The organism is Microbispora sp. H10830, assembly GCF_014161375.1.
GTDB classification, from domain to species: Bacteria; Actinomycetota; Actinomycetes; order Streptosporangiales; family Streptosporangiaceae; genus Microbispora; species Microbispora catharanthi.
The window spans coordinates 157,043-172,585 of sequence record NZ_JABBWX010000017.1 but is presented as its reverse complement, the minus strand read 5'-3'; the positions used below and the strand labels follow the sequence as shown (position 1 = coordinate 172,585).

Sequence of the window (15,543 nt, the reverse complement as noted above, 5' to 3'; positions counted from 1 at the left end):
GGCCTGTCTTCCGACCGGCCGAGGCCGCCGCGCGCCGTCAGAGCCGGGGGAGGGGCGGACGGTACGGCGTCGGCGGGGGAGCTTCCCCTGATCGACCTCGTCCGGTCGCCGGGCAGGTCATCCCTGTCCCGCTTCTGCAACCGTCACATCGAAGGTGGCCGTCGTCGGCAGGCCCGCCCGGTCGCCGTCCCACTCAACGCGATACGAGTACTGGCCGGCCTCGGCGGGTGTATCCATGAAGCGGAATCGTCCGTCGAAGATGATCGTGGACACGGACGGCAGCACGGTGACCACAGTGCCCTTGCTGTTGGTGACCTCGCGCAGGATTCTCAACGGGGTGGTGGAACCCACGGGTTGACCACCCTGGGAAAGCACACCGCTGAACTTGAGTTGTGTGCCGACAATGCCCGTCTCCGGTCCGGACAGGGCGATCGACGACACTGCCTTGACCAAGGTGACGGTCGCCGAGGCGGCGCTCCAGTGCACGGTCGGACTCCCGTTCCAGACCACGTCATATCTGATCACCCCTGCGCTTCTCGGCCTGTCTCTGAAGGTGAACGTGCCGTCCTCCGCGGTCGTCACTTCGCGAGTGATGTCGGCGCTGTCTTCCACGTGGCGGGTCACCGAAAGCGGCTGCTCGCCAGGAGCCGACCCGTCGGGCAGCGTGAGCCGGCCGGTCAGGGTGAGTATGTCGGCCCCGGTCCCGGTGGAAGGAGCCGTCAGGGTCAACGTGGATTCCGGGAGCGTGCCGGTTTCCAGCCGCCACAGGTGCAGGTGGTCGTTATCCAGGTCTCTCCATACCGCGAAGAGGTCGTTATCCGAGAAAGTGAGACTCCGCAGGTCCATCAGACCGCCATGATCCGTGAGGGTGCCGCTGTAGACCGGGGCCGCCGTCGCGCTGTCGTAGAGGGTCACGCCCAGTCCGGACTTGGTCCCACGTCCGCCCGCGACGTGAGTTCCGTCCGGGCTGACCGCGACGACCGGCGAGTAGCGGCTGGAGGCCGGCTCCGCGCCGTAGGCGCGGACCTTCTGGAGGCTGGTCGTGTCCCAGGCGCCGTACTCGTTCACTCGGAGGAATGGCGCAATGACCGTGGAGCCGTCCGGCGTGATGGCGAGGTCTTTCAGGAAGCTCCAGTTGTAGTCGTGGACCTTGATGATGCCGCGCAGGGTGGCCGGGGTCGTGGTCACGTCGTACACCGTCATTCTGGCCGGGGCGAGCCCCGAGTCGCCGACCACCAGAGTATTTCCGGCGGCGGCGACCATGGGGCTGCTGTAGGCCGTTGCCACCTGGACCGGCTCCGGTGCCGGTGCGGATGTGTCGATGCTGACGACACCGCCATCCCATTGGTCGCACCCGTATCCCACCGAGAGCCGGTTGCCGGACAATGACAGGTTGGTCGGGCATGGGTATTCGGCCAGGCTGATCAGCCTGGTGATGTCGAGACTGGCGGTGTCGATCTCGGCAACCTCGTTCGAACCGCGTAGCGCCGCGTACAGCCGTGTGCCGTCCGGTGTGATGGCAAGGCTCAGCGCACCGGACAGGCCGGTGATGGCGGCGTTGGGCGTGCCGTTGGCGTTGACGACGAGGATTCGGTCGTCCCCGGCGATGAAGGCCTTGCCTCCTCCCGCTACCACGTCACCACCGTTCGTGATGCCGAGGTCGGTCGTGATGTCGGCGGCCGAGGCAGCCGGTGTTTGCGCGACGACAAGGCCGGCTGTCACCGCCAGAGCGGTTACGAGGCGGGCCAGCAGCCGGGTGATTGATGACTTATGGAATCTGCCGCTCTCTTTGCGGGGCGACGAGCGCTCATGAATTCCTGATTCGGATGTGCAGGAACGATTGGGATGTTTCCGAGGGAAAGTAATGATCACGACAGTGATGTAGTCATATCCATCCCGATCACGTCAAGGCAATATCGCCCCGTACGCTGGCGGAAGGCCATGCTGCGTTCCGAACGCTCCACGGACAGAGGCATGTTCGCCGGCGTATTCGTGCATTACGACCCGCTGTGTGCCTTGAAGGGTGTTCGATACTGTTAGTTCGCGGCCGGGACTTCGCCCCGCGGCGCGCCTACTCATCGCCGAACCGGAAAACGTCCTGTTCATTCCGGAATTTCCCCGGTCGGGTACGCCGGGCACGTCCTCGCCGTTCAGTCCGCTCCAGGGGTGGCCGCGGCCGTCTGCGTGAGCACTTCGAGGAGGCGCCCGGGCGTGTCCACCACGGCGATGAGACCGGGATCGGCGAACTCGGCCGCCTCGCCGAATCCCCACGTCACGGCGATGCTCCGCACACGGCAGGCGGCCGCGCCGGCGACGTCCTCACTGCGGTCGCCGACCATGACGGCCGCCTCGGGCGGGGCGCCGAGCACGTCGAGCGCGTGCCGGACGACGTCCGCCTTGTGCCGCCGTGACCCGTCGAGCGTCGCCCCGGCCACGTACGCGAAGAAGCCGTCGAGCCCGAAGTGCACCAGGATCTTCTCCGCGTAGACGGCCGGTTTCGACGTCGCCACCGCCAGTGTCCAGCCGTCGGCGACGAGAGCCTCCAGCACGGCGGGGATTCCCGCGATGACCTCGTTCTCGTACATCCCGTCGGTGTATCGCTCCCGGTACGCGTGGACCGCCTCATCGAGACGCTCCCGCGGCACGCCGAGGAAGAGGAAGGCGTCCTGAAGGGGAGGGCCGATCAGGGCGCGGAGCCGTCCGTGCTCCACCTCTGGCATCCCGACCGCGGAAAGGGCGTGCCGCAGCGAGGCGACGATGCCGGTCTCGGGGTCGGTCAGCGTGCCGTCGAGGTCGAAGAGGCAGTATCGGGTCACGTACGGGCTGTCCGTTCAGGGTCGGTGTTCAGGCGAGCACGGCGTCGAGCAGCAGGGAACCGGCGCCGAGCAGGGCGGCGTCGGGTCCCGACCGGGTGGTGGAGATCTCCAGGTCGCGGGTGGCCAGCGGCAGGCACCGCTCGTACACCGCCGCGCGGATCGACGCGATCAGCGGCTCGGCCGGCGACAGGCTGCCCCCGACCACGATCGCGTCGGGATTGATGAAGTTCACCAGCACGGTCAGCACCTCGCCGATGAGCCGGCCGGCGTTGCGGACCAGGGCGGTGGCCTCGGGCACTCCGTCCTCGACCAGCGCGACGACGTCGGCCGGCCGCCGCACTTCGATGCCCTGCTCGTTGAGGACGCTCATCAGGGCCGCGCCGCTGGCGTAGGCCTCCAGGCAGTCGTCGTGCCCGCAGGAGCAGGTGACCGACGAGTCGCTCCTGACCCGCACGTGGCTGATGTCCCCGGCCGCGCCCCGCCCCCGGTGGAGCGCGCCGTTCACCATCACGCCGCAGCCGATGCCGCTGCCGGCCTTGAGAACCATCAGCGTCTCGCACTTCGGCCACGACCTGGCCTCACCGGCCGCCATGAGGTTGGCGTCGTTCTCCACCAGCACCGGCAGGTCGAAGTGCGCGCCGAGGCGCTCCGCGACGGGGAAGTTGTTCCAGCCGGGCATGCGCGAGGGCGCGACGACCCGGCCGGTCGCCGGGTCCACAGGCCCGGGGATGCCCGTGCCGACCCCGCGCAGCGGGACCCCGGGCGGGCCGTGCGCGGCCAGCAGGTCCTCGAACGCGGCGGCCATCCAGTCGATGGTCGCCTCGGGGCCGTCCGCGATCTCGCAGGGGCGCTCCTCGACCACCAGCGGGGTGCCGCTGAGGTCGAGGAGGCCGAGGCGCGCGTGGTGGGCGCCCAGGTCGGCGACCGCGAGCAGTCCCGCGCTGGGGCTGAGCCGCAGCCGCCGGGGTCGCCGGCCGCCGCGGGAGGTGCCCGCGCCCTCCTCCACCAGCAACCCGCTGCCGATCAGCTCTTCGACGCGCAGCGAGACGCTGGAGGCCGCCAGGCCGGACAGGCGGGCGAGTTCCGCCCGCGACTCGGCGTGGCCGGCGGCGACGAGGCGCAGGAGGTCGCCCTGCGCCCCCCGCACCGGCAACCTCTCTTTGCCTGGCATGGAGGAAGGAATACCACGACTTGACTTTGTGCGCCAACGCGTTGACTTCGCCCAGAATCATCCATTACGGTCCGCCATATCTTCGATTTCGAAGGAAGATGGCGATGATTCGGGTACGAGGCCTCAACAAGTGGTTCGGTGAGCACCACGTGCTGCACGACGTCGATCTCGACGTGGCGCGCGGCGAGGTCGTGGTGGTGATCGGCCCCTCCGGGTCCGGCAAGTCGACGCTGTGCCGGTGTCTCAACCGGCTGGAGGCGGCGGACTCGGGCGAGATCCTCGTCGACGGGGTGCCCGTGCCCGCGGAGGGCCGCGCGCTGGCCCGGCTGCGGGCCGACGTGGGGATGGTCTTCCAGAACTTCAACCTCTTCCAGCACAAGACCGTGCTGGAGAACGTGATGCTCGCGCCGACGAAGGTGCGCGGCGTGAGCCGCGCCGAGGCCGAGCGGACCGCCCACGAGCTGCTGGCCCGGGTCGGCATCGCCGAGCAGGCGGGCAAGCAGCCCGCGCGGCTGTCGGGCGGCCAGCAGCAGCGCGCCGCCATCGCCCGCGCGCTCGCCATGCGGCCCAAGGTCATGCTCTTCGACGAGCCCACCTCGGCGCTCGACCCGGAGATGGTCGGCGAGGTCCTCGACGTGATGACGGGCCTGGCCGCCGACGGCATGACCATGGTCGTCGTCACCCACGAGATGGGGTTCGCGCGCCGCGCGGCCGACCGCGTGGTGTTCATGGACGGCGGCCGGATCGTCGAGACGGGGGAGCCGAACGCCTTCTTCGACTCCCCCCGGACCGATCGGGCCAGGGACTTCCTGGCCAAGGTACTCACGCACTGATCGCAAAGGATGGTGGACCCCGATGGTGTCCATTAAGCGGGTGGCCGCTGTCGCCGCGGTGGCGATGGCCGGCCTGACGGCCTGTGCCGGGACGGACTCGGCCGGCTCGGCCGTGCCGGGCGCGGGCGCGAGCGAGGGCGGCGGCGGTGGCGTGCTCGCCAAGGCCCCGGTGGCCGCCGCCGCGGACATCCTGCCCGGCTCGACGATGGAGAAGATCAAGCAGCGCGGCGAGCTGATCGTCGGCGGCTCCCTCGACGCGCCGCTGCTGTCCCAGCAGAACCCGACCACCGGCGAGGTGGAGGGCTTCGACGCCGACCTCGGCAAGGCGCTGGCCAAGTACATCATCGGGCAGCCGAAGGTGAAGATCGTCAACTCGGCGTCCGAGACCCGGGAGGCGCTGCTGAGCAACGGCACCGTCGACGTGGTCTTCCAGACCTACACGATCACCCCTGAGCGGGCCGAGCAGGTCGCCTTCGCCGGGCCGTACTACTCCTCGGGCCTGTCCATCGCCGTCAAGAAGGGCACGACGGGGATCTCCTCGCCGCAGGACCTGAACGGCAAGACCGTCATCGCCGGCGCCAACACCCCCGCCATTCCCGCGATCAAGAAGCTCGCGCCGCAGGCGAAGATCATCACCTTCGGCGGCGACCCCGAGTGCGTCCAGGCGCTCAAGCAGGACCGCGGCGTCGCCTACGTGCAGGACGAGACGCTGCTGGTCGCCGACGCCAAGAAGGACCCCGAACTGCAGGTCGTGACCAAGCCGTTCACCCAGGACCCGTACGGCATCGGCCTCAAGCACGGCGACGACCAGTTCAAGTCGTTCGTCAACGACTGGCTGAAGAAGATCCAGGCGAACGGGGTCTGGCAGGACATCTGGAAGAACTCCCTCGGCACGGTCGTGCAGGGCGAGGCCCCCACGCCGCCCGAGATCGGGTCGGTGCCGGGTTCCTGATGTCGGCGCTGCTTGATCACCTGCCCGAGTTCTGGCAGGGGCTGGTCGTGACCCTCCAGATGACCGCGGCGTCGTTCGTCGGCGCCGCGGCCGTGGGGCTCGTGATCGTGGCGATGCGGGTCGGGCCGGTCCCGGTCCTGCGCACGGTCGCGACCGTCTACGTCGAGACCCTGCAGAACCTCCCGCTGCTCGTGCTGCTCGTGCTCGCGGTCTTCGGCCTGCCCGAGATCGGGCTTCAGGCCGGCCTGACCACCACGGCCATCGTGGTGATCGCGCTGTACGAGGGCGCCTACATCGCCGAGGCCCTCCGCTCGGGCGTCAACGCGATCTCCGCCGGTCAGGGCGAGGCGGCCCGCGCCCTGGGGCTGACGTTCGGCCAGTCGCTGCGCCACGTCGTGCTGCCCCAGGCGCTGCGGACCGTCGTCCAGCCGATCGGCAACATCTTCATCGCGCTCACGATGAACACCTCGCTCGCGGCGGCCGTGGGCGTGGTCGAGCTGACCGCCGCCGCCAACCGGGTGAACCTGCTGGAGGCGCAGCCCATCCCGATCTTCGTGGGGGCGGGCCTGGCGTACGCGGCGATCGCCGCCTGCGCCGGGTTCGTGACGGGGCGGCTCGAACGGCGACTGGCGGTGGCGCGGTGAGCAACCTGCTGTTCGACGAGCCGGGTCCGCGCGCCCGCCGCCGCATCCGCCTCGCCACCGTCGCGGGCGTGCTGGTGCTGCTCGCCCTGCTGGCCCTGGCCGTGCGCCAGTTCGCCGCCAACGGCCAGCTCGCCGCCGAGCGCTGGCAGCCGTACGCGACCTGGCCGATGTGGCGCTACCTGCTCGGCGGGCTGTGGTCCACGGCGCTGGCCGCCGTCGTGTCCGCCACCCTCGCGATGGCGGCAGGGCTCGCCCTCGCGCTCGGACGGCTGTCGCGGCGCCGCGCGGTCCGCCTGCCGTCCGCCGCGTACGTCGAGGCCGTGCGCACGATCCCGGCGCTGCTGCTGGTCTACCTCGTGCTGTTCGCGCTGCCGAGGTACGGCCTGGACCTGCCGCTGTTCTGGAAGCTCGTGGTGCCGCTGGCCGTGTCCAACGCGGCCGCGTTCGCCGAGGTCTTCCGCGCCGGGATCATGTCCGTGGAGCGGGGGCAGGGGGAGGCCGCCCTGGCCCTCGGGCTCACCCAGGGGCAGTCGATGCGGCTGGTCGTGCTGCCGCAGGCGGCCCGCCGGGTGCTGCCCTCGATCGTCAGCCAGTCGGTCGGCCTGCTGAAGGACACCTCGCTCGGGTTCGTCGTCAGCTACGCCGAGCTGCTCTACAGCGGCAAGGTCCTGGCCAACTACAACGGCCTGCTCATCCAGACGTACATCGTCGTCGCGCTGGTCTACCTCGTGGTCAACGCGTCGCTGTCCGCGCTCGCCCGTTCCCTCGACCGCTCCGTGGCGGGCAGGGGCGGGCCGCGCAGGAGGATCATCCGTGTCCCTCGCTGAATACGCCCCGCTCGCGGAGGTCGTGCGGTCCGGCTTCGTGGAGAGCGTCCACTTCGGCAGCGCGGTCGCGCTCTCGGCGGGCGGTGAGGTCGCCGTCGCGCGCGGCCCGGTGGACGCGCCGGTGCTGCCGCGTTCGTCGGCCAAGCCGTTCCAGGCCCTCGCCTGCCTGCTCGCCGGGGCTCACCTGCAGGGCCCCGCGCTCGCGATCGCCGCGGGCAGCCACACGGGGGAGGACTTCCACGTGCGGCTCGTGGCCGGGATGCTCGGCGAGGCCGGGCTCGGCTTCGGCGACCTGCGCTGCCCGCCCGACTGGCCGGAGGACGAGGCCGCCCGGCAGGCCCTGGTGCGGGCGGGCCTCGGGCCGTCGCGGGAGCGGATGAACTGCTCGGGCAAGCACGCCGCGATGCTCGCCGCCGCCGTGGCCGCGGGCGCGCCCACCGGCACCTACCTCGATCCCGGCCACTTCGTGCAGGAGCGGGTCAGGTCGGTGGTGGAGGAGCTGTCGGGGGAGAAGGCCGCCCACGTCGCCGTCGACGGCTGCGGCGCCCCGCTGTTCGGGATCTCGCTGACGGGCCTGGCCCGCGCCGTACGCGCCATGGTCGTGTCCGCGCAGGGAACGCCGCCGCGCGCGGTCGCCGACGCCATGCGCGCGCACCCCGAGTACGTCGGCGGGACCGGCCACGTGAACACCCGCCTGATGCGGGCGCTGCCCGGCGCCGTGGTGAAGGGCGGCGCCGAGGGAGTGCTGGTCGTGGCGCTCGCCTCCGGGCACGCGGCGGCCGTCAAGGCGATCGACGGCGGCCCCCGGGCCACGACCGCGATCGCGCTCGCGGCGCTGCGGGCCGCGGGCGCGGACGTCTCGGCGGCAGCCGAGTTCGCGACCGTTCCGGTGCTGGGCGGGGGAGTCCCGGTCGGCGAGATTCACGCGACGTTCTGATGGGGGAGAGCATGAGCCTGACGTACGAGATCTGCATCGACAGCACGGCCGGGGCGCTGGCCGCCGAGCGGGCGGGCGCGCACCGCGTGGAGCTGTGCGCCGCGCTGTTCGAGGGCGGCCTGACACCCACCCTGGGCACGGTCGAGGCCACGCTGGCGGCGGTCTCGTCGATCCGGGTCCACGTGATCATCCGGCCGCGCGGCGGCGACTTCGTCTACGACGAGCACGAGGTCGCGGCGATGGTCCGCGACGTCGCGGCCGTACGCGACGCCGGGGCGCAGGGCGTCGTGATCGGCGCGCTCACCCCGGCCGGAGAGGTGGACACCGAGGTGGCCAGGCGGCTGATCGACGCGGCCGACGGGCTCTCGGTCACCTTCCACCGTGCCTTCGACATGACGGCCGATCCCTTCGCCGCGCTGGAGACGCTGGCCGGCCTGGGGATCGACCGGGTGCTCACCTCCGGCCAGGACAGCTCGGCCCTGGAGGGCGCGCCACTGATCGCCGAACTGGTGGCGCGGGCCGGCGACAGGCTGGTCGTCATGCCCGGAGGCGGCATCACCCCGCGCAACGTGAGCCGGGTGGTCGAGGCGACCGGGGCCAGGGAGATCCACTTCGCCGCCCTGGTGGACGAGCCCAGCCCGGCCGTCCACCGCAACCCGTACCCCTACATGGGCGGTGAGCTGCGCCAGCCCGAGTACGTCCGCCGGGTCACCTCGCCCGCCCTGGTCACAGAGGTGATCGCCGCCGCCCGCGGCTGAAGGCCGCCGCCTCCCGACCACCGGGTCTCCCCGGCCGCCGGGAATGAGGTGACCGGCGGCCAGGACGGGTAGACCCGTGGGCGGGAGGTGAGGCCGATGGCCACGCCGGAGCGGAGCCGGCCCCATCCGGGGCCCGAGGAGGGCGTGCGACACGGCCGCCTGTCCGCCCGCCCCGTCGCGGTGCCGCCCCAGCACGCCGCGCCTCTCGTACCGGGCCTCCACCGCCTGGGCGGGCGTGCTCTGTTCTACGTGCCGCCCGCCCCGGAACCCGGGCCGTCCATGCTCGCCGTCGTGCTGCACGGCGCGGGCGGTGCGGCGGAGCAGGCGCTCGAGTGGCTGCTGCCCCAGGCCGAGGAGTTCGGCGTGCTGCTGCTCGCGCCGCAGGCCGTCTCCGCCACCTGGGACGTGATCGTCGGCGGGTACGGCGCGGACGTGTCCAGGATCGACGCCGCGCTGGAGGAGGCGTTCTCCCGTGCGGCCGTCGAACTCGGCGGCGTGGCCGTGGCGGGTTTCTCCGACGGCGCCTCCTACGCCCTGTCGCTGGGCCTGGCCAACGGCGACCTGTTCCACGCCGTGCTCGCGTTCTCCCCGGGCTTCATGGCCCCGATGATCCGGCACGGCCGTCCCCGGATCTTCGTCTCGCACGGCGTCTCCGATCGGGTGCTGCCGATCGACCGATGCAGCAGGCGCCTCGTCCCCGACCTTCGGGAGAGCGGTTACGAGGTGACGTACGAGGAGTTCCGCGGCGGGCATCAGGTGCCACCGCGGACGGCCGCCGAGGCCGTCCGCTGGTGGATCGGACGCTCGCCGCCCTGACCGTGGCCGCGGGTGTCAGACGCGGGTCCACCGCTGGTTGGCGCCGCCGTTGCAGGTCCACATCTGCACCTTGGTGCCGTTGGCCGTCTGGTTGCCGTTCACGTCCAGGCACAGGCCCGACTGGACGCCGACGACGGTGCCGGCGGAGTCGACCGTCCACTTCTGGTTGGCGCCGCCGTTGCAGTCCCAGATGCCCACCGGGGCGCCCGCCGTGGTCCGCTGGTCGAACACGTCGAGGCACTTCGTCCCGCCGAACGTGCGAAGCTCCCCGGAGGAGGTGAGGGACCACTTCTGGCCCGCGCCGCCGTTGCAGTCGTAGATCTGCATGGTCGAGCCGTTGTTCGCGGCGCCGCCGGCGACGTCGAGGCAGCGCCCCGACTGGGCGCCGACGAGCGCGAAGTTCTGCGGAGCCTGCGCGGCCGCCCAGGTGCCGGTCGCCGTGTCGATGGTCCAGGAGTCGTAGAACGCGCTCATCGAGGCGGTGGAGCCGCTGATCGTGAGCGGCAGCCACACGGGTGTCGAGCTGTTGAGGTCGTTGGGGTTCCACCGGTCGCCTACGTAGACGTACGTGGTGCCCGACGACCCCGACACCGGCACGACGGAGGAGGTCTGGGAGTCGAACGTGCGGCTGCCGCTGGGGGCGAACGTGGTGAAGCCGCTCCACGGCCCGGACAGGGAGCTCGCGGTGGCGTAGACGTTGTCGTTGGTGGACCAGCCCGTCAGGTGTGAGGCGAACAGGAAGTACCGTCCGTTCACCTTGACCATCGCCGGGGATTCCAGGTCGGCGAGCACCGCCGTCGTGCTCACCGCCTGGGTGTAGTCGGCGGAGAGCCGGTCGATGCGCAGGCCGTGGGCGCGGTCCTCGGTCAGCAGGTAGGCCGTGCCGTCGTCGTCCTTGAACAGGCCCAGATCCCGGCTTTCGAATCCCAGCGGACGTGAGGAGCCGCGGTAGGTGTACGGCCCGCACGGCGTCGGGCTGGTGGCCACGCCCGCCCGCGCGTCGCTGTAGGAGGAGTTGTCGATGTGTACCCACATCACGTACTGGCCGGTCGCCGAGTTGTAGATCACCTTCGGCCGTTCCACGATGCGCCCGGCGGCGAGATCGCCGCTGGCCTGCCGGCTCAGCGCGTTGCCCACCCGGGTCCAGGTGGCGAGGTCGGTGGAGGAGTAGCAGGCGACCGCCGTGAACGTGGCGCCGGCGCTCTTGTCCTCGCCGACCATGTAGTAGGTCGAACCGACCTTGAACACCCCGGCGCCGTGCGCCTGCAGCCGGTTGCCCGCCGTGTCGTACCACAGGACGCCGGGGTGAAGCGTCGCGGCGGCGGCGAACGCCGGGGCGGGCGCGAGCAGCCCGGCGATCATCAGGATGGCTGTGCCGAGCGCCGTGAACCACGCGCGTATGCGTCTCATGGGTGCCTCACCTGGGTGGACGGACGGGCGGGGCCGCGATCGGCGCCGCCAGGCCGGCCGGGCCCTGGTGGGGGCCGGGGGGAGAACCAGGCGAAGCGTTGGGCGTCACGCGGCCACGGGGGACAGAGTGTCGATCTTCGGCTTCGGGCGTCCCCGGACCATAGACACGGTCCGGGGACGGGGGCAATGCCCGGCCCGCCCCGCCTGCCGGCCCGCCCACGATGACCTCGGCCCCGGCCGTCCGCCGCGGCCGGACGACCCGAAACTTTCACGAGGCGGTGCCGCCGGCCCGCCTGCCCGCGGGCGCCCGGCGGCCCTTCACTCGGCCGGTTCCAGTTCGAGACCGGCGAGTGAGGCGTAGTGCATGAACTTGAACGGGTTGAGCAGCTGGTTCCGCGCGACCATCGACTCCAGCAGGCTCTGCCGCAGGCTGACGAGTTCGGGAGCGTCCGCATGGCTGAGCAGTCCCAGGTCGACGACGTGCAGGGCCAGCGGATGCTCGCCGCGCCGCGCGAGATCGAGGCCCGCCGTGACGAAGGCGGCCGCGCTCCGGCCGCCCAGCAGATCCAGCGCGGCCGACAGTTCGGCGGATGTGAAGCGCTCCACGCCCTCACCGCCCCGGTGCCAGTAGCCGGTCCGCTGGCGGTGCACGCGCTGGATGAAGTTGTCACGGGTGACCAGGTAGGGCATCACCGCGGCGGGATGGTCCCTGAGAACGTCCGGCAGGTGGTTGAGCCGAAGGATCTCGGCGAGCGTCAGACCGTCCGAGATCCCGGCCGTGATGGCGCGCTCCAGGTCGCGCAGTGCCGCCAGCAGCCCGGGGAAGGCCTCGATGGGGTAGTTCTCTGTCAGCGCCGGGTGCCCGTGGATCAGCGTGCGCGGCCGCAGGTCCATGACCGCCCGCATGGCGTCGAACAGGCCCTGCGGGGAGCCTTCCGCGAGGGTCGGCGAGCCGAGATAGGGCATGCACATGTCGCCGATGAAGGCCACTTCCTGACTCGGGAGGTGGATGACCAGCCCGTCCTCGGTCTCTCCTCCCGCGATCGGGATGAGTGTGAAGTCCACGCCGCCGATGGTCAGCTTCTCCACGGTGTCCACCAGTCGGCCGGGGGAGACGTGGGCGTGACGGCCCTGGCCGCGCGGAAGGTAGTAGCCCAGCGGCGGCGGGCCGGAGTTCTGGAGCGCGAGCTCGTGGGGGAAGTTCGCCTGGGCGATCACCGTGGCGCCGTCGGCCGTGAGGGCGTCGAGGCCGCCGACATGATCAAGATGGGCATGCGTGAGGATCACGTGGGTGACGGGCAGTTCGGTGATCGCGCGGAGTTCGCGGAGCGCCGCGGCCGCGTGCTCGGGCGTGCTGGCGGCGTCGATGGCGACCACCCCGGTGCCGGTGACGACGAAGCCGACGTCGGCGAAGTCGTAGCCCTGCGCCACGTGGACGCCCGGTGCGTGTTCGACCAGGCGCGGGGGGACGAAGCGGAACCCGTCCTCGGGATTCGCCCAGTAGTCGGTGATCAGGTGACCGGCTCGCCCGCGTGCCCGCGCGGCATCCTCGGCGCGTCCCAGCAGGTCGTACGCGCGTGACAGCGCCGCGTGGACGGGCCGCATGAAGCCCGGCGGGAACTGGTCCTTGACCATGAGGACGAACTCCAGATCCGCGACCACGGTCTCCGCACGGCCCGCGCACTCGGGCAGGCCGGCCAGGGAGATGCCGCGGTAGTAGTGGGGCAGCCCGAGGTCCAGGGAGGCGGCGGCGTCGAGCTTGGCGATCGCCGCCTCGGCCTGACCGTCCAGACGGGACTGGAAGGCGCCGGCGAGCGCCAGCAGGAGCCCGTCGCCCGGCATCCGGGACGACAGTTCCGCGAAGAACCCGAACCCTTCCGCATCGAGCCCGGCGGCCGTGAACTGGCTCGCCAGCACGACTCTGGTGCGTCGGTCGGCGTTCGGCCACGTGGCGACCCGGGAGAGCGCCGCGATCTCTTCGTTCATGTCTCTTCTCCGTCCGAGATCTGAGCGCGCTGTCAGCGCGCCGGGTGCTGACCGGTTCTGTCGGGCCGCCGATGGCGGATGAGTACGAGTGCGAGGGCGGCGCCGGCCGCCGCAGCGATCATGAACCAGCGGACGTCGTCGTGAGCGCTGACCACAGTGGCCGCGGTCGGGGTGCCGAAGACGGCGACGAAGGCGGCGACGCCGAGGGCCGAACCGATCTGGCGGAACATGGTCTGCGCGCCGATTCCGGTGGCCAGCGTCTGCGGCGCCAGGGTGGAGGTGGCCGCGATCGTGAACGCGGGCAGGGCGAGGCCCACTCCGCCACCGCCGATGAGCATGGCGGGGAAGAACAGCGACCAGTAGGCGGGCTCCACGCCGATGAACGCGACCCACATCACCGATCCCGTCCCGAACAGCAGGGCGCCCGCACCGCCGACGAGCCCGGGGCCGACGCGCTGCGCGAGTCTGCCGGCGAACGGCGCGCACACCGCGGCCGCGACGGGGCCGGGGGTCAGGGCCAGCCCGGCCCGCAGGATCGAGTAGTGCCAGGTTCCGGTGAGGAAGAGCACGTTGGCGAGCAGCATCGCCGAGAACGCGGCCGAGAACAGCGCCGCTGACAGAGCGGACAGCGCGAACGCCGGTACGCGCACGATGCTCAGCTCCAGGATCGGGGCGCGGTGACGGCGGGAGCGCGCGGCGAACACGGCCGTGAGCACGACGGCGGCGACGAAGCAGCCGATCACCCGTGCGTCCCAGTTCCACGCGTGCCCTTGGACGAGGCCGAGAGTGGCGAGGGAGACGGCGCCGATCAGGACGAGGGTGCCGAGACCGTCGGGCAGCGGCGGGCGGGCGGGATCGCGGATCTCGGGCAGCACGCGGTACGCGCCGGCGAGCACGATCGCGGTCAGGGGAACGTTGACGATGAAGATCCAGTGCCAGCTCACCTGGGTGAGGAGCCCGCCAAGCGAGGGGCCCGAGGCGGCGCCGACCGCGCCCAGGGCGGACCAGGCGCCGATCGCGGCCGCCCGGCCCCGCGGTGGGATGGACGGCAGCAGGAGGCCGAGCGAGGTCGGGGTGATCGCGGCGGCTCCGGCCCCCTGCAGGATGCGGGCGGCGATGAGGAACCCGAGGGACGGCGAGGCCGCGCACAGGGCCGATCCCAGGCCGAACGCGAACAACCCGGCGGTGAAGACCCGCCGCCGGCCGATGACGTCGCCGAGCTTGCCGGCGGGCACGAGTAGCGCGGCGAAGACGATCGCGTAGGCGTTCAGGACCCAGGACACACCGGCCACGGTGGAGCCCGCGAAGTCGGCCTGGAGCGCCGGAACGGCGATGTTGACGATGAACACGTCGAGCGTGGAGACGAACACGCCCAGCGCCAGCACGGCGAAGACGGCACGCGGGTGACCGGCGCCCGGAGGCGGAGTGAAGGGGGGCGGGCCGGAAGACGGAGGTGCGTCTGCGGCGGCCGCCTGCTTGTCGAGGTTGGCCATGACGTATTTCTAAAGTGCTTAGACAAGAAAGTCAACCAAGTACGTGATTCTTTCAAGTTAGCTGATAGGCTCTGGTCATGCGCTCCTATGGTCAGTACTGCTCCGTGGCCAAAGCACTCGATGTCGTCGGCGATCGGTGGACGCTGTTGATCGTGCGCGAGCTCCTGTCGCGCGGTCCGTCCCGCTACACCGACCTGCGCTCCGGATTGCCGGGAATCGCCACCAATCTGCTCGCGGATCGGCTGCGCGAGTTGGAGGCCGCCGGCCTCGTGGAACGTGAGGACGCCCCGCCGCCGATCGCCACCACCCTGTTCCGGCTCACCGATCGGGGTGCCGAACTGGCGCCGGTGATCGACGCGCTCGGCCGCTGGGGCGTACCCCTGATGCGCGACTACCGGACCGAGGACGCCTTCCGCGGCCAGTGGCTGCGCCTGCCTGTGCGGATGTTCCTCGCCGACCACGAGCCCGATCGGCCGGCGTCCTCGATCCAGGTCCACGCCGGGGACCAGACCGTGGTGATCGACGCCGACGCCGGCCGGGTCTCGCTACGCCTGGGCGCCGACCCGAACGCCGACGCCACCGTCACCGGCCCGCCACCGCTCATCCTCGCCCTCTTCAGCGGCGGCCTCGCCCTCGCCGACGCCGAGGAACAAGGCCTGCGGGTCGACGGGTCCCGTGAGGTCATCCGGCGTGTCCTGCCCCGCGCCGGGAGTGCCGCCGGTGAGCGACTCTCCGCACCTGTCGAGGAGAACGCTCCGTAGGTGCCCGGCGGGGTCCGCACCCTGGCCGCACTCGTCCCCGTCCCGGGGTTGGAGAGCGCTTTCTTGACCGATGGGCCTTACGGGGTGACGATCTGCGCAACACGCCCGTAACACCCGATCCGGTCCTGGTGACCCCTCG

General features: G+C 71.4%; 14 protein-coding genes. 8 read left to right on the top strand and 6 right to left on the bottom strand.

Going from position 1 to position 15,543, the window contains the following annotated elements; genetic code table 11:
- Positions 1-117: 117 nt before the first annotated feature.
- From HHX35_RS34520 to HHX35_RS34510, 3 genes are all read right to left on the bottom strand, one after another.
- Positions 118-1,872: a hypothetical protein gene (locus HHX35_RS34520; RefSeq protein WP_182902840.1), complete on the bottom strand. Its 1,755-nt coding sequence runs from the start codon at positions 1,870-1,872 to the stop codon at positions 118-120.
- A gap of 278 nt (positions 1,873-2,150) precedes the next feature.
- Positions 2,151-2,816, bottom strand: coding sequence for an HAD hydrolase-like protein (locus HHX35_RS34515; protein ID WP_182902839.1), 666 nt, complete (start codon positions 2,814-2,816; stop codon positions 2,151-2,153).
- A 28-nt stretch (positions 2,817-2,844) separates the two neighbouring features.
- Positions 2,845-3,987 (bottom strand): ROK family protein, encoded by a 1,143-nt coding sequence (locus HHX35_RS34510; RefSeq protein WP_220506223.1) that lies wholly within the window; start codon positions 3,985-3,987, stop codon positions 2,845-2,847.
- 104 nt (positions 3,988-4,091) lie between these two features.
- Here HHX35_RS34510 and HHX35_RS34505 point away from each other — a divergent pair, with 104 nt between their 5' ends.
- The 7 genes from HHX35_RS34505 to HHX35_RS34475 all read left to right on the top strand — a co-directional run bounded on the left by HHX35_RS34505 (position 4,092) and on the right by HHX35_RS34475 (position 9,754).
- Positions 4,092-4,820 (top strand): amino acid ABC transporter ATP-binding protein, encoded by a 729-nt coding sequence (locus tag HHX35_RS34505; RefSeq protein WP_139579438.1) that lies wholly within the window; start codon positions 4,092-4,094, stop codon positions 4,818-4,820.
- 22 nt (positions 4,821-4,842) lie between these two features.
- On the top strand, positions 4,843-5,772 hold the full coding sequence (locus HHX35_RS34500) for a glutamate ABC transporter substrate-binding protein (protein ID WP_182902838.1): 930 nt from the start codon (positions 4,843-4,845) through the stop codon (positions 5,770-5,772).
- A complete protein-coding gene (locus HHX35_RS34495; RefSeq protein ID WP_182902837.1) occupies positions 5,772-6,416 on the top strand; it encodes an amino acid ABC transporter permease in 645 nt (214 codons plus the stop codon). Before HHX35_RS34500 ends, HHX35_RS34495 begins: the two co-directional genes overlap by 1 nt.
- Positions 6,413-7,243 carry an amino acid ABC transporter permease gene (locus HHX35_RS34490; RefSeq protein WP_182902836.1) on the top strand — a complete coding sequence of 277 codons (831 nt, stop codon included), beginning with the start codon at positions 6,413-6,415 and terminating at the stop codon, positions 7,241-7,243. The genes HHX35_RS34495 and HHX35_RS34490 overlap by 4 nt, the downstream gene beginning before the upstream one ends.
- Complete coding sequence (locus HHX35_RS34485) at positions 7,230-8,180, top strand: asparaginase (protein ID WP_182902835.1); 951 nt, start codon at positions 7,230-7,232, stop codon at positions 8,178-8,180. The genes HHX35_RS34490 and HHX35_RS34485 overlap by 14 nt, the downstream gene beginning before the upstream one ends.
- 11 nt (positions 8,181-8,191) lie before the next feature.
- Complete coding sequence (locus tag HHX35_RS34480) at positions 8,192-8,938, top strand: copper homeostasis protein CutC (RefSeq protein WP_182902834.1); 747 nt, start codon at positions 8,192-8,194, stop codon at positions 8,936-8,938.
- Between the two features lie 96 nt (positions 8,939-9,034).
- A complete protein-coding gene (locus HHX35_RS34475) occupies positions 9,035-9,754 on the top strand; it encodes an alpha/beta hydrolase (RefSeq protein ID WP_182902833.1) in 720 nt (239 codons plus the stop codon).
- Positions 9,755-9,769: 15 nt separating this feature from the next.
- Here HHX35_RS34475 and HHX35_RS44025 read toward each other — a convergent pair whose 3' ends face one another.
- From HHX35_RS44025 to HHX35_RS34460, 3 genes are all read right to left on the bottom strand, one after another.
- Positions 9,770-11,164: a lectin gene (locus HHX35_RS44025; protein WP_182902832.1), complete on the bottom strand. Its 1,395-nt coding sequence runs from the start codon at positions 11,162-11,164 to the stop codon at positions 9,770-9,772.
- Between the two features lie 318 nt (positions 11,165-11,482).
- Positions 11,483-13,150 (bottom strand): MBL fold metallo-hydrolase, encoded by a 1,668-nt coding sequence (locus HHX35_RS34465; RefSeq protein WP_182902831.1) that lies wholly within the window; start codon positions 13,148-13,150, stop codon positions 11,483-11,485.
- Between the two features lie 32 nt (positions 13,151-13,182).
- Positions 13,183-14,643, bottom strand: coding sequence for an MFS transporter (locus HHX35_RS34460; RefSeq protein ID WP_182902830.1), 1,461 nt, complete (start codon positions 14,641-14,643; stop codon positions 13,183-13,185).
- A gap of 77 nt (positions 14,644-14,720) precedes the next feature.
- Between HHX35_RS34460 and HHX35_RS34455 the strand changes: the two genes are divergently transcribed.
- Complete coding sequence (locus tag HHX35_RS34455) at positions 14,721-15,404, top strand: winged helix-turn-helix transcriptional regulator (RefSeq protein ID WP_182902829.1); 684 nt, start codon at positions 14,721-14,723, stop codon at positions 15,402-15,404.
- Positions 15,405-15,543: the final 139 nt, after the last annotated feature.